The 21,471-nt window shown below is 52.5% G+C and carries 25 protein-coding genes and 1 pseudogene; 21 read left to right on the top strand and 5 right to left on the bottom strand.

Translation table 11 applies throughout. The features are described 5' to 3' along the window. Positions 1-35 precede the first annotated feature (35 nt). The 5 genes from FJ147_01965 (at position 36) to FJ147_01945 (ending at position 2,901) form a co-directional block, all read left to right on the top strand. Complete coding sequence (locus FJ147_01965) at positions 36-896, top strand: 1-acyl-sn-glycerol-3-phosphate acyltransferase (GenBank protein MBM4254643.1); 861 nt, start codon at positions 36-38, stop codon at positions 894-896. Beyond that, positions 893-1,141 (top strand): acyl carrier protein, encoded by a 249-nt coding sequence (locus FJ147_01960; GenBank protein MBM4254642.1) that lies wholly within the window; start codon positions 893-895, stop codon positions 1,139-1,141. Before FJ147_01965 ends, FJ147_01960 begins: the two co-directional genes overlap by 4 nt. 201 nt (positions 1,142-1,342) lie before the next feature. Further along, positions 1,343-1,810, top strand: coding sequence for a hypothetical protein (locus tag FJ147_01955; protein ID MBM4254641.1), 468 nt, complete (start codon positions 1,343-1,345; stop codon positions 1,808-1,810). Between the two features lie 3 nt (positions 1,811-1,813). Beyond that, the gene (locus FJ147_01950) at positions 1,814-2,179 is read left to right on the top strand and encodes a hypothetical protein (protein ID MBM4254640.1); all 366 of its coding nucleotides are present in this window, start codon (positions 1,814-1,816) and stop codon (positions 2,177-2,179) included. Next, positions 2,176-2,901 (top strand): glycosyltransferase family 2 protein, encoded by a 726-nt coding sequence (locus FJ147_01945; GenBank protein ID MBM4254639.1) that lies wholly within the window; start codon positions 2,176-2,178, stop codon positions 2,899-2,901. The genes FJ147_01950 and FJ147_01945 overlap by 4 nt, the downstream gene beginning before the upstream one ends. Before the next feature lie 41 nt (positions 2,902-2,942). On the opposite strand, the gene FJ147_01940 is transcribed toward FJ147_01945, so the two are convergent. Next, entirely contained in the window at positions 2,943-3,692 is a 750-nt protein-coding gene (locus tag FJ147_01940; GenBank protein ID MBM4254638.1) for a methyltransferase domain-containing protein, read from the bottom strand. A 142-nt stretch (positions 3,693-3,834) separates the two neighbouring features. Here FJ147_01940 and FJ147_01935 point away from each other — a divergent pair, with 142 nt between their 5' ends. From FJ147_01935 to FJ147_01905, 7 genes are all read left to right on the top strand, one after another. After that, positions 3,835-4,536: a hypothetical protein gene (locus FJ147_01935; GenBank protein ID MBM4254637.1), complete on the top strand. Its 702-nt coding sequence runs from the start codon at positions 3,835-3,837 to the stop codon at positions 4,534-4,536. Positions 4,537-4,551: 15 nt separating this feature from the next. Continuing rightward, positions 4,552-6,900, top strand: coding sequence for a hypothetical protein (locus tag FJ147_01930; GenBank protein ID MBM4254636.1), 2,349 nt, complete (start codon positions 4,552-4,554; stop codon positions 6,898-6,900). Beyond that, a complete protein-coding gene (locus FJ147_01925; protein ID MBM4254635.1) occupies positions 6,897-7,493 on the top strand; it encodes a DUF3261 domain-containing protein in 597 nt (198 codons plus the stop codon). The genes FJ147_01930 and FJ147_01925 overlap by 4 nt, the downstream gene beginning before the upstream one ends. Before the next feature lie 121 nt (positions 7,494-7,614). Beyond that, positions 7,615-8,109: a 3-hydroxylacyl-ACP dehydratase gene (locus tag FJ147_01920; protein ID MBM4254634.1), complete on the top strand. Its 495-nt coding sequence runs from the start codon at positions 7,615-7,617 to the stop codon at positions 8,107-8,109. After that, the gene (gene fabG, locus FJ147_01915; GenBank protein MBM4254633.1) at positions 8,078-8,803 is read left to right on the top strand and encodes a 3-oxoacyl-ACP reductase FabG; all 726 of its coding nucleotides are present in this window, start codon (positions 8,078-8,080) and stop codon (positions 8,801-8,803) included. The genes FJ147_01920 and fabG overlap by 32 nt, the downstream gene beginning before the upstream one ends. Beyond that, positions 8,800-10,032, top strand: coding sequence for a beta-ketoacyl-ACP synthase (locus FJ147_01910; protein ID MBM4254632.1), 1,233 nt, complete (start codon positions 8,800-8,802; stop codon positions 10,030-10,032). The genes fabG and FJ147_01910 overlap by 4 nt, the downstream gene beginning before the upstream one ends. A 15-nt stretch (positions 10,033-10,047) precedes the next feature. Further along, positions 10,048-10,455, top strand: a complete 408-nt coding sequence (locus tag FJ147_01905) for a hemin receptor (protein ID MBM4254631.1) — start codon at positions 10,048-10,050, stop codon at positions 10,453-10,455. A gap of 134 nt (positions 10,456-10,589) precedes the next feature. Here the strand turns inward: FJ147_01905 and FJ147_01900 are convergent, their stop codons facing one another. Together FJ147_01900 and FJ147_01895 are read right to left on the bottom strand one after the other, a co-directional pair. Beyond that, on the bottom strand, positions 10,590-12,077 hold the full coding sequence (locus tag FJ147_01900; GenBank protein MBM4254630.1) for a Pyoverdin chromophore biosynthetic protein pvcC: 1,488 nt from the start codon (positions 12,075-12,077) through the stop codon (positions 10,590-10,592). Between the two features lie 189 nt (positions 12,078-12,266). Continuing rightward, positions 12,267-13,091 (bottom strand): DUF2797 domain-containing protein, encoded by an 825-nt coding sequence (locus tag FJ147_01895; protein ID MBM4254629.1) that lies wholly within the window; start codon positions 13,089-13,091, stop codon positions 12,267-12,269. Between the two features lie 83 nt (positions 13,092-13,174). Between FJ147_01895 and FJ147_01890 the strand changes: the two genes are divergently transcribed. From FJ147_01890 to FJ147_01860, 7 genes and pseudogenes are all read left to right on the top strand, one after another. Continuing rightward, a complete protein-coding gene (locus tag FJ147_01890) occupies positions 13,175-14,038 on the top strand; it encodes an enoyl-CoA hydratase (protein MBM4254628.1) in 864 nt (287 codons plus the stop codon). Between the two features lie 148 nt (positions 14,039-14,186). Next, positions 14,187-14,495 carry a hypothetical protein gene (locus FJ147_01885; protein MBM4254627.1) on the top strand — a complete coding sequence of 103 codons (309 nt, stop codon included), beginning with the start codon at positions 14,187-14,189 and terminating at the stop codon, positions 14,493-14,495. Next, positions 14,492-14,866 carry a clan AA aspartic protease gene (locus FJ147_01880; GenBank protein ID MBM4254626.1) on the top strand — a complete coding sequence of 125 codons (375 nt, stop codon included), beginning with the start codon at positions 14,492-14,494 and terminating at the stop codon, positions 14,864-14,866. The genes FJ147_01885 and FJ147_01880 overlap by 4 nt, the downstream gene beginning before the upstream one ends. Before the next feature lie 19 nt (positions 14,867-14,885). Beyond that, positions 14,886-15,383 carry a Uma2 family endonuclease gene (locus tag FJ147_01875; GenBank protein MBM4254625.1) on the top strand — a complete coding sequence of 166 codons (498 nt, stop codon included), beginning with the start codon at positions 14,886-14,888 and terminating at the stop codon, positions 15,381-15,383. 399 nt (positions 15,384-15,782) lie between these two features. Next, positions 15,783-15,992, top strand: a pseudogene (locus FJ147_01870) (hypothetical protein). Positions 15,993-16,020: 28 nt separating this feature from the next. After that, entirely contained in the window at positions 16,021-17,298 is a 1,278-nt protein-coding gene (locus FJ147_01865; GenBank protein ID MBM4254624.1) for an amidohydrolase, read from the top strand. A 150-nt stretch (positions 17,299-17,448) separates the two neighbouring features. Next, positions 17,449-18,009 (top strand): metallophosphoesterase family protein, encoded by a 561-nt coding sequence (locus FJ147_01860; protein ID MBM4254623.1) that lies wholly within the window; start codon positions 17,449-17,451, stop codon positions 18,007-18,009. A gap of 25 nt (positions 18,010-18,034) precedes the next feature. On the opposite strand, the gene FJ147_01855 is transcribed toward FJ147_01860, so the two are convergent. Beyond that, positions 18,035-18,379, bottom strand: a complete 345-nt coding sequence (locus FJ147_01855; GenBank protein MBM4254622.1) for a hypothetical protein — start codon at positions 18,377-18,379, stop codon at positions 18,035-18,037. A gap of 121 nt (positions 18,380-18,500) precedes the next feature. Between FJ147_01855 and FJ147_01850 the strand changes: the two genes are divergently transcribed. Both FJ147_01850 and FJ147_01845 read left to right on the top strand, forming a co-directional pair. Continuing rightward, entirely contained in the window at positions 18,501-19,625 is a 1,125-nt protein-coding gene (locus FJ147_01850; protein ID MBM4254621.1) for a CoA transferase, read from the top strand. A gap of 61 nt (positions 19,626-19,686) precedes the next feature. Next, positions 19,687-20,367, top strand: coding sequence for a class I SAM-dependent methyltransferase (locus tag FJ147_01845; GenBank protein ID MBM4254620.1), 681 nt, complete (start codon positions 19,687-19,689; stop codon positions 20,365-20,367). A gap of 78 nt (positions 20,368-20,445) precedes the next feature. Here FJ147_01845 and FJ147_01840 read toward each other — a convergent pair whose 3' ends face one another. After that, positions 20,446-21,462, bottom strand: coding sequence for a TIGR03617 family F420-dependent LLM class oxidoreductase (locus FJ147_01840; GenBank protein MBM4254619.1), 1,017 nt, complete (start codon positions 21,460-21,462; stop codon positions 20,446-20,448). Between the last annotated feature and the right edge of the window lie 9 nt (positions 21,463-21,471).

The raw sequence follows: 21,471 nt of genomic DNA, 5'->3' as shown, positions 1-21,471 counted from the left end.
GAGTGTGGACGAGGGAGAACGAGGGTCTCTAAGCCATGCTAGGTAAGCTCAACCTCGCGCGGAAATGGCGAGTGGTGATGACAGGGGTATGTTTTCTTACATTCCTCTGCGGGGGCCTCATCCTGACGGTCACAGCATTGCCGTTGATTCTGCTCCTCTCGGCGACACCAGCACAGAGGGAACGCAGAACTCTGCTACTCATTCATTATGCGTTCAAGTTTTTTATGCGGTACATGCAGATGTTAAATCCGATTTCCTCTTTTCAGGTGCACGGGCTCGAACACGTGTCCTCAAGAAAGGGGGCACTTTTTATTGCCAACCATCCGACGTTAATCGATGTCGTCGCAATCATGAGTAGCCTCCCAAACTGCCAATGCATTGTCAAAAAGTCACTTTTACAGAACGTATACTTCGGCAGGCTCCTACAAGCAGCCGGTTATGTCGCGCATGATTCTAGCGAATTCATGGCAGAATGCGCGCAGCGGTTGCACGCTGGTTTTTCGCTCCTGATTTTTCCTGAAGGAACACGTTCCCCTCTCGAAGGCCTCCAGCGATTTTCACGCGGCGCTGCACAAATTGCGCTTCGGACCGGGGCCGCAGTGGTCCCGGTTGCCGTCACCTGTGAGCCACCTACCCTTCATAAAGGGGACCCGTGGTATACCGTTCCTTCCCGCCCGATCGACTTGACCTTACGATTTTTCCCTTCGCTTGAGATTCCGACTGCTGTCACTGAAAAGAAACACCTCCCTCTTCAGGCCCGGGCGTTGACCTCGTATTGGGAGAATTTTTTCCGTCAAGAACTGCATATGGCAAAATCTTCTGCCCTAGACCCCTCAGAGGAAAACATCTCTGAAGCTGCTGGGACACCACTCCCCATTGGAGGACCCCTCCAATGAAGACAAAAGACGCCATTTTTGCCCGGATGCGAGAAATACTGGTCGAAGTGTTTGAAGTCGAGGAGCGGAACATTACGCTGGAGGCGCACTTGTATAAAGACCTCGATTTTGACAGCCTGGATGCGGTTGAGCTTGCCGTCAAGTTAGGAGTCGAAACTGGCATCAGTCTGCAAGAAGAAGAACTCCGTGCAATTCGCACAATTGGTGACGCCGTTGATATTGTTCACTACCGAATGAATCGGTAAGACACACTGGGTGTATGCTGTCTTCTCCCCTCATTGTGTCATGAGAGGCATACCTCCGCGATGTTGGGAAAAACGCTTCGGGTCTTGGTTACCTGCCTCTTTCTTTTCTATCCCCTGGTGATGTACGCGGGGTTGCAAAGGTTCTCTCCTCGCCTCATCGCTCTTATCTTGGGGCTCGGGGCGGTAGCGAACTTCCTGTATATGCGACCAAACGGAGGACATACACGCTTGCTCGTGCCTGTCATTGGCACGGTCGTGCTGAGTTTCGTTAGCGCACTGTTCAATCAATCACGTGCTATTCTCTACCTTCCCCTTCTTATTTCTCTTAACTTCGGCGCCTCGTTCGCGTATAGTTTGTTGCGTCCGCCGAGTATCGTCGAGATCTTCGCCACCACGTACTCCAGCGTCCTCTCTGCTGAGGCGGTTCGTTATTGTCGCTTGGTGACTGGTATATGGGTCGGATTTTTTGCCTTCAATGCCACGATTGCCGGCCTCACCGCCTGTTGCAGCAGCCTTGAAACCTGGAGCTTGTACAATGGCCTTATTTCCTACTGCCTCCTCGGATTATTATTTGTGGGAGAGTTGTGTTACCGTTACTGGCGATTTCGCCGCTATGTAGGAGCACCAACGGACGCGTTCTTTAAAAGGATCTTTCCTCCGAAGGAATAAGGCATGTCCGGGACACCATCTCGCCCTTCCCATCCACAACTTCTAGATACGGAACGCACAAGCAACGGATATCTCCTGCGTTTGTATATCCCCGAAGATTTGTTGTACCTCGATGGGCATTTTCCCCAAGTGCCAATTGTCGCTGGAGTGTGCCAGTTGAAATGGGTTATCGACTACATTCAAATCTATACAGGAGCGCCGTTACACATTCAGGCGATGAAGGATGTCAAATTCTCACGCCCCCTCTTTCCTGGACAAGCGTGCACCCTTGAACTGAACTACGTACCACAACCTGCAAGTTGGCAGTATGAGATTTATACCGACACCCACCGTTTCGCCTCTGGGTGTCTGCTTGTGAACCCAGCATGAATCCGTGTGTTCTCATTCCGATCTATAATCATAAAGACACGATCGCTGCAGTTGTTGCCAATCTCGCCCCATATCGTTTGCCGTGCATTATTGTCGATGATGGGTCCGACACCTCCACACAGCAAGTCCTTGCCCATATCGCTGCACGATACACCTGGGTCCAGGTCCTCCGTCTCGAACAGAATAGTGGTAAAGGACAAGCCTTGTGTACGGGTTTCTCGCATACGTATGACAAAGGATATTCCCATGCCATCCAAATTGATGCCGATGGCCAGCACGATACTCAAGACATCGAACGCTTCTTAGCGGAAGCTCGCGCCCATCCTACAGCACTGGTTCTGGGCAAGCCTATTTTTGGTGCAGACGTACCGCTCGCACGCTATTTTGGCCGGAAAATTTCGCAGTGGCTGGTCTGGGGAGAGACGTTGTCCTGTGCAATCGGGGACCCCCTCTTCGGGTTTCGTATGTACCCACTTGCCGCAACGGTCGCCCTTCTCAAGCAGCACCGCATCGGCGCGCGGATGGACTTTGAGCCTGATATCGCCGTTCGTCTCTACTGGGCAGGTGTTGCAATACGAAATGTTGAGACTCGGGTTTTCTATCCCGCAGAAGGATTGTCACACTTTCGGATGTTGCGGGACAATGTCCGGATCAGTTGGCTACATACCCGCCTGCTTGCGGGTATGTTGATTCGTATCCCGCAGTTATTACGTCGGCAGTAGTGAGGTTCGATTTCGCTCTGCCTTTTTGAGGTTACGCCACTTTACGCTATGACTTTTCTACCCGTGTATTCACTGAACAAGCCGATATCAATCCAACGTTTGACCTCTTGCAGCCCGACCACTTGCAACGCCGATAAAATTGTTTCAGGCGGGACACAGTGATCATGGGTGTCCCAACAATAACGATAGAGGTCCTGCGTCACCTGGCTGCCAGACCATAGACGCATGACAAGCGGCACGACATATTTCAGGTGAATGCGCAGAAGCCAATAAGAAAGGCTGGCTTGAGGTGGGGTCATTTCCACGATCAGGAGGGTTCCTCCAGGCTTCAACACCCGCTGAAATTCGCGAAATGCACTCTGCAGGTCTGCAACATGCCGCAGCGCAAAGCTCATGCAGACAAAGTCGAACTGACCATCATTGATAGGCAGTAACTCCGCGATTCCGCGTACACCGGCATGGAGACGCTGAGCCCCAAGCGCTTCACCAAGCATGCCTCGGCTCGGCTCTACCCCAACAACATATCCTTGCGGTCCCACGATATCCTTTGCAGCTTCAGCGCTGAGTCCAGTTCCACATCCCACATCCAGCATTGACATTCCAGCAGTCAGTCCAGCCCGTACGAGTGCCTGCCGGCGATACCAACAATCCGTGCCAAACGACATGACCCGGCTGATGCCGTCATAGTAACGTGCAGATACATCAAACCCTTGATTCAGGTAGCTACGGCGCGCACGCTCATCTCGATAGTAGCGATGGAGGAGCGGATGCGGAGGAAGCGACGGTGTCACGTGATTTGGATCAGTCCCCACGTTCGTCGTATTAGCAGATTCACAAGCAGTTGGCTATCCTTGAGAACGTCAAAAGATGAACAACCCTGTATAGCGGTTTCGGTGTTATGACAAATCTCGCCGAAGAGGCTATAGTGGCCATATGAAGTGGGGAGGATCTCTATGGCTCGTCTTGCCGTGGCTGTTGATTGCCTCAATCAGCGCTGCGGAACGCTCAGCCACAACGCAGATGCCATGTGCAGACTGGGAGACGCGTTTCTCACAACGTCTCACCCACACCACGATTCCCGAACCACTAGTGAAGATCCTCGCCGGCCATAAAGGTTATGGTTTTGCCACCACCTTCACCGAAGAAAAACGGATCACTGTACTACGCACCCCATTAACTTCTTCTGGTCAATTAGTTTTCCTCCCGCCACGCGGTTTGTATCGACAACTGCAAAAACCCTTCGCCCAAGAGCTAGTGATTACTCCAGATGCGATCTTCCAGCGCCAGGCGAACGGCCCGACACACACCTTAGCATTAGACGCGCTGCCTGGAGCGAAAGCATTTGTCAGTGCCTTTCTCGCCCTCTTTTCCGGCTCATGGGATACGCTGTACACACATTTCGACGTGTATTTCTCTCACCAAGAGGCACGCTGGCAACTTGGCCTGAAACCGACGAATGCCACGATGGCACGTTCGATCGCGTGCCTTGTACTTGAAGGGCAGCAGGCACACATTACCTCTCTGTGGATACAGGAAACCAGCAGCGATGTGACCCACGATCACTTTCTTGACCCACACATGCTCCCAGAACCACAGTGGAGCAATTACCAATCGCAATTCAGTTGGGCTCGGTAACGGTATCGGTAGAGCATGCTCGGAACCAAGACTGCGCTCGCCTGGTGTGTGGTGGTGGTCATCTTGTGTGGCTTGTCCTGCTATCAGATCATTTATCACTGGAAGTTACAAACCGATGTTCTCGCCTTGCTTCCCGACACCGAGCGAGACCCAGCCACAGCCGCACTACGACAAATCGCCTCTGGCAACCTCGGGCGGACCGTACTCTTCGTAGTGGGACACAGCCAAGAATCCGCTGCGCGCGAGGCGACTCGACTCCTGGGAGAAAAGCTCGCGGCGAGCCCGCTGTTTGTCACCGTGCACTGGGATCACAGCCGCACGCAGCAAGCATTTTTCGACTTGTACTTTCCTTTTCGCTATCACCTGCTCAGCCCATCTCTCCGTCACGACCTCAACGTTCCAGATGGACACCTCGCCCTTATCCAACGACTGAAGCAACTTCTCTACCAACCAACCTCATCACTGCTCACTCGCTTCTTAGAGGCAGACCCGCTGCTGTTTTTCCCAGCACTCACCCAAGACTGGCAGCCGCCAAAGCGAAAACTGCACATGCAGGACGGGCTCCTCACTGCTCATCACAACGGTCGCTGGTATCATGTCATCACTGCGCAACTGGCACTGGACCCTTTTGCCACCGCAACCCAAGAGCAATTCGACGCCCAATGGGAGACCTGGGTCTCATCCCTGCAACAGACGTGGCCAGGCATCGATATCATTGGCACCTCGGCGGTACGCTTCGCTGCCGCCACGCAGAAGACCATTGTTCGAGATATCGCGATCATTAGTATCGGTTCTCTCCTTGGGATTACCATACTGATTCTAGGCACCTTTCAGACCGGGCGGCATCTTATTTTAGCTCTTCTGCCCATTGTCATCGGAATTTGGAGTGCCATCGGGATCACGCTCTGGCTGTTTGGCGACCTGCACACGGTCACTCTCACCTTCGGCGCAAGCCTGGTTGGCATCTGTGATGATTACAGTTTTCACTACTTCACTTACCATCGCCTGACGACCCCGTGGCATGCACAGCGGACTATGCGTCACCTGCTTCTGGCGTTGAGTCTCGGCGCCTTTACGACCATTCTCAGCTTCCTTGGCCTTGCCTTTACTCCATTGGTCGGCCTCCAACAGATAGCGGTGTTTGCTTCTTGTGGAGTACTCGTCGCCTTCGCAACAGTTATATTGTGGTTCCCATATCTCCTCAACGAGACGCATCCACGCGCGCAGCATCCTCCTGCCCTCTATTTCGCAACCCTCAATGCGTTCGCGTTCGGGAATCGATATCGGAAGCCATTGCTCATCGTGTACGGACTCGTGCTCCTTCTGTGCCTACCAGGCTTGTGGTTGCTTCACGTCAGCGATAGTCCGCGGGCACTGAACGCATTACCAAAGGATCTTCAGGAGCAAGATCAGTTTATCCGTACCATCATGGGTCTCTCACAAAACCAAACCCATCTCATTGTAAAGGGACACACGGCAGAAGACGCACTACAGAAGCTCGAACAGTTGACTGCGCCGTTGGTTGACCAGCCCGCCCGTCCATCCGTCGAACTCGGCCCGGTGATAACGTCTTTTCTTCCCAGTATGAAACAACAAAAAGCCAATCTTTTAACCGTCCAGCGACTGCTCGACCAGCGGCCCTTCCTCGCGCAGGAACTTGGACAACTCGGATTTACCGAAGAAGTCATACAACAATTTTTTCACACCATCGCCGCGCCACCGGAAACCTTTCTCACCCCTGAGTTATGGCAACAACACGAAGCCTCCCGAGGATTGCGACATTTGTGGTTAGGAGACCCGTCGTCTCCCACCTCCTCAACCTCACTACTTGTCCAGGTTTTTCATATTCATGATCCTTATGCATTCGCAGCGCTGCTCGATAAGAGTGAAGGTATCCACTATGTCGATCCCGTAGCCGACTTCACCCGCGTGTTCAAACACTACCGACGGCAAGCGGCCTGGCTCGTCAGCGGTGCGTATGTCCTTATTTTTGCCATCTTAGTGTGGAGCTACAAAGCTCGAAGCGTCATCATTATGCTGCCGCCGGTGCTCGCAGCTCTTGTCACCATCAGTGTCTTTGGCTGGCTCGGCCATCCCTTTCACCTTATCCACCTCCTGATGCTGCTTCTGGTTCTCGGCATGGGCATTGATTTTACTATTTTCATCGCCGAAGGGTCGCTTGCCGAGGGGCCAACTACATTGCTCGCGCTTACGCTATCCGCTTTGAGCACGGTACTCTCGTTTGGTCTGTTGAGTCTGAGCGGTCAAGCCGTGCTCCAAGCTATTGGGTTAACCGTGTTAATCGGCATTGCTGGAGCCTTGTTCTTTGCTCCACTTGCGTACTATGGACGGTCTTCCTTGTGAAGCGACTGGGCGTTCTCGCTTTTTTTCTCCTCGTACTGCCAGGCTGTAGTGTGACGGCGGGAATGTTCGCCCCATTGCGCAATCCCACGCTGCCTCATCCCTATTATCCGCTGCTTGCCCCTGCAACCTACGGTCGGACGTATGCTGCCCGACATCTGCTTGAAGGCCAGGCTCGTGGCCAAGATTTTGTCTTCCAGGTACAGGTCGAAATTGACACAGACCGAATCGTGCTCGTGGGCTTCACGCCCTGGCAAACGCGTGCCTTTCTCGTTCGCTACGATGGGCAAACGTTAACGTACGAAAATTTCACCGATCGTGAGATCCCTTTCCCTGCTGCGTTTATGCTCTCATACCTCCAACAAGTCCTCTGGCCACGTCTCCCCAATCAAGGCGAATGGCACGTTGTAGAGGATCCCCACACGCATGAGCGACGCGTCTCGTTTCGGCAACAACTCGTCACGCGTATTCGCTATCACGGAGCACCCTCCACGCAAGGCGACGTTGAACTGACGAATATGTCATTGGGGTATCGGTTGCTAATTCATATTGACCCTGGGAGCGCGGGCGTCGCGCCCGCCAACGGTCTCCCCTAAGTGTGATGCAGCAAGCAACCGAAACGGTGTCGCACCCAGGCTTGTTTTTACAAGATGTTTTGATACTGGTACGTCTGCGAGCGCAAACGGTCGAAATATGCTCGCGGTGAGGAGGTACCGAATGACAGGAGCAACCTATCCTCCGATAGAACAACTCCTTCCCCATCGACCTCCAATGATCCTGATCGATCGCTTAGTGGAGGCCACAGAGCAGGAAGGCACGTGTGAGGTGACGATTACCCCACAGTCGATGTTTTTGGAAGCGTCCGGGGTGCCGGCGTTCGTTGGCCTGGAGTACATGGCACAATCCGTAGCTGCGTTTGGCGGCTATTACTCCTATCTAGTGAATGCTCCCATTACGGTAGGCTTACTGATGGGAACGCGCCGTTGGGAGACATCTTGTGAATTCTTCGAGCTTGGCCAAACTCTGCGTATCCATGTCTCGCACATATGGGGGAAACACGAACTCATGCGATTTCACTGCACCATCACTTCTGAGGCTGCCAGCGAGCCTCTGCTTCAGCAGGCTGATCTCAGCGTCTTTAAGCCGAGAGCCTTGCAGGCTTATCTAGAAGAGATTGATCATGACAACTCGGGTACTAGTCAGCGGTGCTAGCCGTGGTATCGGACGAGCCATCGCCATTGCCTTAGCCGCGCAAGGGCATGAGGTCGGGATCAATTACCTCAACAATCATGTGGCAGCGCAAGAAACCCTGGAAGCCATCTCTGCGGCTGGGGGCGCTGCTTACTTGATTCCTTTTGATGTCGCAGACCGCGAGGCCGCAAAAGAGGCCATTACCCAAGACATGAACACTCGTGGCATCTACTGGGGAGTCGTCTGTAATGCGGGTATTACCGCCGATGGCCTCTTTCCCATGCTCTCTGGCGACAAATGGGATCGTGTCGTGCACACCAATCTCGATGCCTTTTACAATTTGTTACATCCAGTAGTCTTACCAATGGCGCAAGCGCGTCGCGGAGGACGGATTGTGACGATTTCCTCAGTGTCGGGTTTGGTAGGCAACGGTGGGCAGACCAATTACGCGGCAGCGAAAGCGGGCGTCATTGGCGCGACCAAATCCCTGGCACAAGAGTTGGCGCGACGGCAAATCACCGTTAATAGTGTGGCTCCGGGGCTGATTGAAACAGATATGGTTGCAAAACTCCCCAAAGAGGAACTCCTACAACGGATTCCCATGCGTCGCTTTGGCATGCCAGCCGAGGTCGCTGGTCTCGTGGCCTTTCTGTTTTCCGAAGTGGCCGCGTATATTACCGGCCAGGTCATTTCTGTGAACGGCGGTTTGATATGACACACCGTGTGGTGGTGACAGGAATGGCAGGGTTGTGTCCGCTGGGAACTAGTTGGGATGAAGTAAAAACGAAACTCCTCGCCAAAAAGTCGGGAGTCACGCTACAACACGACTGGGACTCGATCGCAGGATTGCGGACCCGGTTAGGAGCGACCGTTCCAGATTTTCAACGCCCGCCGCATTATCCACGCAAGAAGATTCGCACGATGGGTCGCGTGGCGCTTCTGGCAACACGGGCGACAGAGCTTGCATTGATGCAGGCTGGACTTCTCGAAAATCCCGTACTACACGAACACAGCACCGGGATTGCCTATGGCTCGGCCTCGGGCTCACCACCAGCACTGCAATACTTCATGGAGCAGCTCGGCGTGCATAAAACCCTCGAAGGCATTACCGGCTCCCACTTTACCCAATTCATGAGTCATACGTGCGCCGCCAATATCGGCCAATTCTTTGAGATTAAAGGACGAATTCTGCCCATTGGTTCTGCCTGTACCGCTAGCAGTCAGTCTATTGGGTATGCATACGAAATGATCAAATATGGGCGACAACAAATGATGATTACTGGTGGGGCTGAGGAACTGCACGTTGCCAGTGCGGTTGTGTTTGATGTCGTCTACGCCACCTCGAAACAGAACGATCATCCAGACAAAACACCCCGTCCGTTCGATGTCGATCGTGATGGTCTGGTAGCGGCGGAAGGAGCAGCCACACTCATTCTTGAATCGCTCGAACATGCCCAACAACGGAGGGCGCCCATTTTGGCAGAAGTTGTCGGCTTTGCCACAAATTGTGATGGTGAACACATGGTCAATCCATCACCTGAGGGGATGCAGCAAGTGATGGAGATGGCGCTACAAGATGCGCATCTCGACCCAGACATGATCGATTATGTGAACGCCCATGCCACTGCCACCGAAGTTGGCGACATTGCCGAATCCCAAGCAACCGTAGCCTGTTTCAAGCGGCCGATTCCCATTAGTGCACTCAAGAGCTACATGGGACACACCTTCGGTGCCTGTGGCGCACTTGAAGCCTGGCTCTGTATCCAGATGATGGCTGAGGGCTGGCTCGCACCCACGATCAATCTGGATCGCGTCGATCCACGCTGCGCAGAACTCGACTATCTCACTGACATTCGTCCACGCCAAGTCGACTATGTCATGTCCAACAACTTCGCCTTTGGTGGAATCAATACGTCACTCATCTTCAAACGATGGGGCAGGTGAGGGAGGAGAATAGTAATGACCCAAGAGACGATTACCCTGGTCCAAGACTCATGGAAGAAAGTGGAAGCGATTGCTCCGCAAGTGGCGGCTCTGTTCTATAACAATCTCTTTTCTGCAGACCCAAGTCTGAAGAAGCTATTCACTGGCGATATGACGCTCCAAGGCCAGCGGTTAATGGAAATGATTGGACTCGCTGTCAATAAACTGAATGACTTGCAAGCAGTCGTGCCCGTTCTACAACAATTGGCGAAGCGTCACGTCAAGTATGGGGTCAAAGAGGCAGATTACACTACGGTCGGCGCGGCACTCTTACAGACTCTTGGACAAGGCTTGGGGAGCGACTTCACACCAAGTGTGAGAGAAGCCTGGAGCAGTGTGTACAGCACAATGGCGTCCGTCATGATCGCGGCGACAAAAGCGTGATGTTCGCGTCTTTTGACCGTCTCTTCTCCACGTATGAAGAAATGGCTCAAATGAGAGATTGAGCCATCAGGCCACCGGGTGATCTGGTCATTGAGAAAAATCTCTTTCAATGACTCGATGATTCAATTTCTCAATTACTTCTCTGGTCCGAGCCACGTCGAACCGGTCCAGCCGCTAAGATCATACGCATCAAGACACTGCTGGACGAGTTGTTCCAACGCTGCACGATCACCGTCGGCCTGGGCGGAAAAGAGTGTCTCGACTTTGAGGTTCTCAACATTGCCAGCGTAGTTACGTTCATACAGTTCGTGGCGACCACCGAACTCACTGCCGATTGCGTCCCACACAAGTTTACTTAACTTCACTCGCTGTTCGGCGTCCATATTCGCGCCTTTGTAATATTGGTCAAGAAATGGCCGCAGCGCAGGATTAGCAAAGTCTTTGGCGCTGGAAGGAATCTGAATCAACCCACCGGCAGCAACCATCTCGATCAATTCACGAAAGCGAGGATAGACACTAGGAGCTTGCACGCGATAGGCCCACATCGAGCGGTGCGATGGCGCGACGTGCCCATTGGCGGCTGGATCTGGATACAAGCAGGCATCGCGCACCAAGGCATTGAACGTATGCACGTAGGCGATCGCTTCGCCAATTTTTTCTTGCACACCGCGAAAACCAATAGTGCCGTTCGACTCGGCAATACGTAAAAAGAGCCCAGTCAGAAATTCTATCTTAGTCACAAATAGTGTGGCCCCTTGCAACATGAGGTTCTGTAACACCTGCGCTTGCGGGAAAAAGCCGTTGGTCTTGGGGATGTCACGAAAGACAAACACATTCTCCCACGGCACGAAGACACGATCAAAGATCATGGTCGCGTCGTTCTCATCAAAGCGGCTCGACAGAGGATAATCATAAGGGTGCGAACGGCTGGCAGCTAATTCGTATGACGGACGGGAGAGTAACTTCACACCGGGTGCATTGGTTGGAACAATGAAAACCAAGGCGTGATCTTTATCGCCATCACTTAGCGGCACCGCACCGTAATTGAAAACGAAATTGTAACGCGTGAAGGCCGCGGCAGTTCCAACCATCTTGGCGCCACTGACGACAATGCCGTTATCTCGTTCTTCAACGGCGCGAACGAAGATCTCTTTCTGCTCATGTAAAGGCTTGGAGCGATCGACCATCGGATTGATACCGACATGATTAAGGTACAGGCATCCTTCAGACAGCTTGTGATACCAATGAGTCGCGTTTTTCGTGTATGGTTCAAAGTACTCGGGCCATGCACCAAGACTCACAACTAGTCCAGCCTTGTAGTCTGGACTACGGCCCATAAAGCCGAAATGTAGGCGACTCCAGGCGCGCATCGCTTCAGAACGCGCCAGCAACTCCTGCGGTGTCTTCGCCAGGAGAAAGGACTTGTGAGTCAGTGCACCGGTAGGAGTCACCCCGGTCAACACGTCCTGCTGTTGCGGATCATGCAGTGCATCATAGAGGGTCGCAACCGAGCGCGTGCCATTGCGAAACGCCGGATGGGTCGTGACATCCTTAACACGTTCGCCATTGATCCAAATTTCGCGATCATCACGCAAGCTGTCGAGGTATTGCGCCCCGGTCATCGGCAATTTACGTGCTGATGCTGCAAGATCAGCCATAGTGTTACTCCTCACATCGGGTTCTAAACCAGTTGCGGCTACCTTCCCTGATTATGCTTCGACAAGCTCAGCACGAACGGAAGGGTATCTCAATTTTTCCTCATTACCGTACGCCCTGAGCTTGTCGAAGGGCGGTGGAGAAACCTCTGCGAACTAAAAAGAAACCGCGACATCGTAGCCAGTAAACTTGCGCACGTTAAGCACGCCAGTATCGAAGATGAGGTATTGGCCTTTCATTCCGAGTAACGTTCCTTCAACCGTTTGGGTCTTGTCGAGGTTCAGAGCGGTGACTTTTTGTGGATAGGTCAACACTGGATAGGTGAACGTGCGAATAGTTTCCGTCATCAATCGCGCTAGCGACTCGGTCCTCGCGGTTTCGGTCGAAGCCGCCAAATCTTTCTCACAGCGAGCGAACAACTCTTCCCGCTGTGCAGTGAGGTCATGGGTTTCAGGTTCACCTTTGAGCATTTTGCGCCAGTCAGTACGATCGGATACATGCTTCTTGAATGCTACTTCCACTAATCCGGCATGATACCGACTTTGCACCTGAATCACTGGCAGAGCTTGCACTGCGCCTTGGTCAAGCCAGCGGGTCGGAATCTGACTGCCACGGGTAATGCCGACTTTTAAACCCGACGCATTGGCAAGGTACACATAGTGAGGTTGCATACAATGCGCTAGCGCCCACTCTGGTTCGCGACAGGTGCCTTTAGCAAAATGACAGAGCTCCGGCTTAACGATACACATATCGCATTGTGCCAGGGTCGAGAAACAGCGGTAGCAAAAGCCTTGGTTGAAACTTTTCTTGGTAGACTGGCCACAGCCGACACACTGAATCTGTCCACTATAGGAAAGCCGCACGGTTTTCCCCAGCAGCGGATTCAGCGGCAGGCGAGCCTCCCCCAGCGGTAAGGTATACGCAACCGTCTCCTCCGCCATCGCAATCATTTTTTTCAAATTCCCACGTACTGTTTCCATATCGTCCCCTCAATGATCCATTGGCTCTTGAGATATAGAGGTGTAGAGTATCGCGCAATATCTGCCGACAGGAGGGAATCGCTATGCCAGAGTTCCAAACGATTTTGTATGAAACCCCAGCCGAGCATGTCGCTCGTATCGTGCTCAACCGTCCAGAAACTCGCAATTCACAAGACACCCGATTACTGTACGAACTGAACGACGCATTCGATGTCGCTGCGCAAGACGATAATGTCAAGGTCGTTATTCTCGCCGCTAATGGTCCACATTTCTCTGCCGGCCATGATCTGCGAGAACAAGGCTCATATCAAAAAATGTCCGAGTTCAGAACAGTTGGCACCTGGTGCGGTTTCACCTGTGCCGGCGCTGAAGCGCAGATGGCTCGCGAAAAAGAAATCTATGTCGGTTTTAGCGAACGCTGGCGTAACATGGCCAAACCGACGATCGCCGCCGTGCAAGGTCGCTGCATCGCCGGTGGGCTCATGCTGGTCTGGCCCTGTGACATTATCATTGCCAGTGAGGACGCACAGTTCTGCGATCCAGTCGTCAGCTTCGGGATTGGCGGCGTGGAATTCTTCCAACATGCGTGGGAAGTCGGTGTACGCAAAGCGAAGGAAATGCTGTTTACGTCTGATTTTCTCTCAGCTGAGGAAGCGAAACAGCTTGGCATGGTCAACCAGATTGTCCCGCGCGAAAAGCTGCAAGAGGCTGCGCTCGAAATGGCCGCTAAGATTACCAAGAAGTCACTATTTGCGCTAAAGCTAACCAAGGAAGCCGTGAACACCGCGCAAGATGTGCAAGGTCGTCAGCAGGCGATGCAAACCTCTTTTGCGTTGCACCAGCTCGCGCATACGCATTGGCTCAAATTATACAATCTGTTACTCGACCCAACCGGCTTGCCAGCGGAAACGCAGAAGGCGTTGGGGGTGAAGTTGGAGAAGAAATAGAGCAACGAAGGAGCGTCGTATTACGTCCCTTATCAGTGTGAGGCTGATGTTCTTTTCGCCTCACACTGATAAGATAAATTGCATGGCTCATACCAGGCGTAAACCTTCACATGGCAGTCTAGATCGCTCTCAAGGTCAGGATAAAATCATGCAAGTGCCCCATGGGAAAGAATCAACCTCACCCTCACATCCCTACCCGCGTTACAGCAAAGAAGAATTTGCCCGGCGTGGAGATGACATCTACGAGCGCGTCATACGACCTCACTTAACAGTCGCTGATGAGGGGAAGTTCGTTATGATCGATATCGAAACGGGATTGTATGAGATAGATGATGACGAAATCGCGGCCTCTGATCGACTTCGTGCTCGCCGACCAGAGGCGCAGATGTGGATGGTACGCGTTGGTTCTCGTGGCGTGCATCGTTTTGGGCCACGTCGTCAATCAGCGATCGTATGATTGCCGGGAGTATGAACGCCTATCGGCGGGAGGCAACTATTCGCGTTACTGTGTTAGGTTCGCAGGGACAATCACAAGAGATTGAAGCAATTATTGATACAGGGTTTACCGGCTCTCTCACCCTCCCACTCTCCGTTATCATGACACTCGGTCTTGTGTGGATTAGTCACGGGCGCGTCACACTTGCAGGTGGCAGTGAACGCCTAGTCAATTTTTATGAAGCAACTGTGCTTTGGGACGGCACTCCACGTCGAGTTATGGTAGAAGCACTCGACGATGATTCACTTGTGGGTATGACTTTATTGGACGGTTACGAACTGACTATCCAAGCCGCAGATGGCGGAAGGGTGACTATTACCGCCCTGCCATAATCCTTAACGGAAGCACCAGATGAACTCCAAATTCCTCCGCGCCGATGAACTCGGTATTCGTCTCGAAATAGTAGCGGGTCTCCCCATTTGGGAACCACACCCACTCTATCGTCACCAGAAGGCGATCGATCGTATCCGCGCAACGGTTAGCAAACACACCTCATCTTCTGACCCACAAGCTGCTCGGTGTGAATGCGTCAATATCTCTGATGTCTATGTCAGCTTCCCCGACGGCTCACTGAAACGGCCAGATATCGCAATTTTTTGCGAAGAACCAAGAGAAGAAGACGAAGCGATCACGCTCGTCCCCGAGGCGGTCATCGAAATTGTCAGCAAAGGGTATGAAGCAAAGGATCTCGAAATCGGGCCGCACTTTTATTTGTCACAAGGCGTCAAAGACGTAGTTGTGTTTGACCCATACACGCTGTTAGTGCTGCATGTGCGTCGTGATGGTACGACTCGGCAGATTTCGCCCGTAGACATCGTTCTTGAGTGTGGATGCAAGTGTACTGTCTGAAGATTATGATCCTTCTATTCATCCAGCGTTCAGGATGCCCTCATGTTTTCCTTCATCCAGTGGCTCATTCGTCCCTTCTGCCGCTACATAGTCTCACCAACAACTATCTCCGTCTACCAGGATGGAAGATGGGTCGATATCGCAACAAAAGAAATCTTGGCAGTCAAAGTTGTCTCGGTCAGTCGCGTAATCGTGCGCTTGTATGGCAGCCAGAGACAAGTCCTCAATCTTTACCGTTTCTCGGTATCAGCATTCGAAACGATCACTCGCGCTCTGCAGGAGGCGGTGCATCAGAACCGAGCAGTCCAAGCAATGTGGCAACATGCCAAAGTGTATCGCTCGCGTTTTATCGAGCCGTGGCATTCACTCGCAGACGAACCTCCTTCACATGCACAAGGATTGGTCACAGAACTGCAACGAGAATTGGCACCGGCTCATCCGCTTTTCAATCACACGGTTGCTGCCATTGCCCGACGGTATGATTGTGACGACGTGCTCTTTTACGTTGCCGGACCGCCTGAGCAATATGCCGCTGTCCACCTCACCTGGACCAGTAAACAAGAACGCTGGCCCTCCTGGCCGGAGACTGATCTTTACGACTCGTTCGATGCGTTCGTAGAGCAGCGCGTGAAAATAGATGCGAGCGAATATAAGGATCTTGTATCGGCAAAATAATCTGTTGGATTCTTGCGAACCTATAGCTTGCTCGTCTACAATCCGCCCGACTTCACGAAAAAGGAACACAACTATGACTCCCGCTGATCTGCCACGTTTATCGTATTCCGGCGTCGTTGATGCCGATGGCCATATTCTCGAAGCCCCGGACCTGTGGGAAAAATACCTCGAACCCCAATACCGCGACCGTGCAGTGCGCATCCGCAAAGATGAACGTGGATTGGAGTACCTCGAAGTCGACGGCCAACCAGCCAAGATGACGCGCAATGGAGCCCCGTCTTCACTTGGAGTGATGGACCAACTTGCAGGCATCAAGTACGAGCGCACGCCAACCGGCTCTGGGTATGTCGATAATGCCTCCTGCGGCTCGATGGACCCTAAGGAACGCATCAAACGTCTCGACATTGAGAATATTGATCGCGTCTTCCTCTACCCTACCCTGGGTCTGCTGTGGGAACCAGAATGCGAAGATCTCGAACTGGCGATGGCATACGCACGTGCCTACAATCGTTGGATTGTCGACTTCTGTTCGGACTCCAATGGTCGCCTGCTGCCGATTGCTCACATTCCGTTTGGCATTCCTGAACTCGCTGAACAAGAACTCCGTCGTACTGCCAAAGATGGAGTGAAAGGTTTCTACTCTGCGCCGTTCATTTGGAGTCGGAAAATCCATGGCCATCCAGACCATCATCGTATCTTTGCCGCAGCCCAAGAGCTGGGGTTGCCGTTTGGACTACACCCCTCGTTTGAGCCGCATTGGGCCTCTCCTACCCGTTTTGGCCGCATGACTGGCCGGGATACGGCCTTCTTTCAGAACGTCGCGCTTGGCAATGTCATTCGTGAAGGTTTCACTTCGCTCTTTCAGTATGGCGTGTTTGATAAGTTTCCTGAGCTCCGCGTGGTAATCTTAGAAATCGGCGCAGGCTGGGTCGGCTATTGGCTGGACCGGATGGATGCAGTGTACGAATCGCCGATCGGCAAGAGTGTTCCACTCAAAGAAAAGCCAAGCTTCTACTTCAAGCGGCAATGTTGGGTTTCCGGTGATCCAGATGAACGCTCGCTCGCTGGAGTCATTCCCTTTGTCGGCGATGATCGCTTCTTCTGGGCCAGCGATTTCCCCCATGCTGACCATCCGCCCAAATACATTCCCAACCTTGAACAGCTTGTGAGTCTTCTGCCTGAGGATTCACGGGCGAAGATTCTGGGGACGAATGTGTTGGAGTGTTACGGACTCAACTAAAGTAGTTTGTTATTACCCTGAGCCCAGCTCTCGACCCTCACCCTAACCCTCTCCCTGCCAGGGAGAGGGAATATCAAGTCCAGTGAGGGCAGATAAGGATCGTGGGCAGCTTATATCCAACTGAACACTGATCTAAAGGACAATAAATACATGCGCATTGGCCTGTTAACAGATACCCATCTTCCCAGCACTATTCGTGACCTTTGGGATGAAGTACGAACAGCCTTCACTGGCGTAGACCTCATTCTTCATGGCGGAGATATTGTCACTCCGCGTGTCCTCGACTGGCTACAAGATATTGCGCCAACCTTAGCTGCCCGCGGCAATAACGATAGCGGCTGGGATGATCCGCGCGTCAAGGATATTCACTGGCTCGATCTCGAAGGCTGGCGTGTAGCGATGATCCACGACATGGAGCCCGAAGAGCGCCCGATCGAAGAGCTGATCCAATATCACTTCAAAGGTGAGCATGCTGACATCATCATTACTGGCCACACGCACTTTGAGCGGCTCGACTATCGCGATAACGTGTTGCAGATTAATTCTGGCAGCCCAACGCACCCGCACTTATGGTCCACACGCCTCGGAACAGTCGGAATCTTGGACTTAGCTCCTGGAAAAATCACTGCCCAGGTAATCCGTCTCGGCGAACACCCTGGGTTGCAAAATCCGGGCAAAGACCTTTTCTTTGAATTGCAAGAGCAGAAATAGTAAAGGTAGCAGCCTCAGTATCAGGCTACACACGCCGGTTTTGCATCATCCGAGACCACACGCCACTGCGTGCCAGCAGCAGCAAAATCGTCGGCCAAAAGAGGGTATTGGCAATGTCATGCACGCTCATTTCCCACTGCCAATACCCTGGAGAGCCAATGATGTCGTCATACATATCAAGCATCTCCCCACAGACGGCTGCGAGCAACACCATAAGCCAGGGGAGGAAAGAGCGAACCGCCCGGCGAAAGACCATCGCCGCACCAAGCATCGTCCCCAAGCCAACGTGCACATGCAAGGCGTCTTTCGAGAGCCCAGTCAAGGCAACAAGAAACAACTTTATCGTCTGGATTGTTGAAGTAGGTTCCATACGCTAAACCCAGTGAGAATCCTTCATTGCAGTAGAGATATTGAAGAAGCAGTCAGTGTCAGTTGTAACGCCCTTTGCAGTCGAAGGCAAACCGATAGGGCAAAGAAAAAAGGGGGAAAAGATGCTGCTGTCAGGAGTCACAGTCGTTGAGGTCGGGTTGAATCTAGCAGGCCCGATGGCAGGAGAGATCCTCGCCGGTCTGGGTGCCGAGGTCGTCAAGATCGAACGTCCCGAAGGTGGTGATGACGCTCGTGGCTGGGGTCCGCCATTCATACAAGATGCGTCGCCGACATTTCATCTAGTCAATCGTAACAAGCGCTCGGTCACTGTTGACTTCAAACAGACTGCTGACATGGAACAGTTGTATGCGCTGATAGCAAAGAGTGACATCTTCATTCAGAATCTGCGCCCAGGAAATGCGGAAGAGGTCGGCCTTGGTCCCGCCGTGCTCCTCGAAAAGAATCCACGCCTGATCTACTGCTCGATCTCTGCTTTTGGTCATACCGGTCCGCTGCAGTTGAAACCTGGCTACGAAATTCTTCTGCAGGCGTTCGCGGGACCGATGAGCCTGACTGGCGAAGAAGGTGGGCCACCACTGCGCACCCCTGCGCCAATCGCGGATATTGGCACTGGCATGTGGACGACGATTGCGGCCCTGGCTGCACTCCATCGTCGTGGTCAGACCGGTCGCGGTTGTGTCATCAATACCTCACTCTTTGAGACCTGCCTCTTCTGGATTTGTAATTCGTACGCGCAACATGCAGTCACAGGACAAGTTCCCGAGCGGCACCCGACCGGTAGTCCGCGACAAGTCGCGTTTGGCGCTTTTGAGACCAAGAACGGTCCCCTTATCATTGGCGTCGCCAACGATCGGCTTTTTGCCAAACTTGCTCACGCATTAGGCCGGAAGGAATGGGCCAATGACCCACAATTTCGTACGAATGCTGACCGCTTAGCTCACAAAGAGTATCTCTTGCCAGAAATTCGCAAGGCCTTCCAAGAGAAAACCAAGGAGCAATGGATTGATATACTCGAAGCAGCAGGAGTCCCGTGTGCACCGATTCTCACGTTACCTGAAGTCTTAGGACAGCCACAAACCGCTGCACTTGAGTTTTTCCGCCAGCAGGCAGGGATTGATACGATGCTTGCCCATTTACCAATGTCTTTCGATGGCAGGCGCGCTACGTTGGACAAGACCGCCCCACAGTTAGGAGAGCATAATAAAGATGTATTTGAGTTAAAGTAGGACGCTGCCATACAACCGAGGGGGCAAAACGATAGACGGGAGAAGAGAATAGCTCATCATTATGGGTACGTTACAAAACATTAGCAATTCACTCATGCGCACGAGGTTCATCACAAACGCCTTCAAACTGCACACGGCACTGGTAGATCATTTATTTGATATCAGATACGGACTCGATACGTGTCGATGGGCACGATTGTCTGAGTTAACAATCAGTAGCACGAACAAAACAAGAGGACAGAACTACCAACCGACAAGGATGGTCGCCTTGCGGCAACTGTTCAGTGCGCTCAAGTCACAGATTCCGCCTGATAGTGTCCTTGTCGACTTTGGCTGCGGGAAAGGAAGAGTGCTGATGGCAGCGTCAGAAGTCGGCATTCGAGAAGTCCGAGGGATAGAATTCGCGCACGAACTCTACGAGATCGCCAAGAAGAACTGTGCCCAGTATAAGACGAAAAAAGGCTTTCCTACAACCTATCGCATTGTCGAGGGTGACGTCATTGATTATGCGATCAACCCAGATGAGAACGTCTTCTTTTTGTTCAACCCCTTCGATGAAACAGTTTTGACAAAAGTGCTTCACAACATCACGGCCTCTCTTCAGGCAAAGCCAAGACGTGTTTGGATTATTTATTACTACCCTGATCACGCTAACGTTATTGAGCAGCAGGGAAGTTTCTCACGGTTACAGGAATTCATGACGTGGCAGCACCGATTCAGAGTATACTCGAATGGCAATTGAATGGGCGCAAAGCCCAAAGCGGTACCAAGTACCGCCTCTGTTGCAACAGCCAGGGCGGAATCTGACGAAAGGACCTTTTTAAGAGCGAAATGTTTCAACAATCTTCCGCCAACGCTTTTCGTCTTGTCCAGGGTGGTACGGATAATAGAAGGCAACGCGATCTAACAGGCCGTTATAGCGCTCGTTGATGAGCTTGGGCATTTCTTGGGGAGAACCGGTGATTGTATATTCAGCCATCATTGCATCACTAATCTCTTGCGGCATTCCAGCCCAATCACCTTTCACAGTTTTTTCGTGCAGCCGCAGACAGACGTCGCCCCACCCGTGGGCATCCAAGACCGGTTTGTACGTGCGCGTTGATGCATAAAAAGCAATCTGGCGGCGTGCTTCTTCGCGTGCTTCGTCAATTTCTTTCTTGCTCTCACCCATGATGGCAAAGACTGAACTGGTAACGACGACATCCGTACGGCTCCGCCCCGCTTTTCGCGCGCCCTCTCCGATCTGAGGCAGAACGGCATTGCGTAGATAGGTCGTCGAATGAAACGGATGGACATGAAACCCATCAGCCAGTTCACCAGCCAAACGGCACATGTACGGATTCACCCCAGCGACATAGATCGGAACATGCGGATGCGCGATCTTACCGGGACTAAACGCTGGCGGCATTAACGTAAAGGAGTAGAATTTGCCATTGAAATCCAATTTTGTACCGTTCTGCCAACAGTCCCAAATGGCTCGTAGTGCTTGCACCAACTCTCGCAGCTTTGGTCCGGGAGATTCCCATTTGACGTTGTAACGACGCTCATTGTGACCTTTGACTTGCGTGCCCAATCCCAAGATAAAGCGTCCGTTCGATCCGGCTTGTAAATCCCACGCGGTATACGCCAGGTTCATGGGACTGCGAACAAAGGCCAATGCAATCGAAGTCCCAAGGTACAATTTGTCAGTGACACTCGCAGCGACTGCCAACGGCATAAACGGTTCGTGGCGATTTTCGAGGCTCCACAATGCGTCGAAGCCCATGTCTTCAACTGTCCGTGCCAGTTGGGCAACATCTTTGAAAGCACTCACGGTGAGAATTGTATCGAGATGCATACTTTATCC

The organism is Deltaproteobacteria bacterium (genome assembly GCA_016874775.1).
Classification (GTDB): Bacteria; Desulfobacterota; Binatia; order Bin18; family Bin18; genus VGTJ01.
The sequence above is the reverse complement of the archived record's forward strand: the minus strand, read 5'-3'. Positions and strand labels throughout refer to the sequence as shown.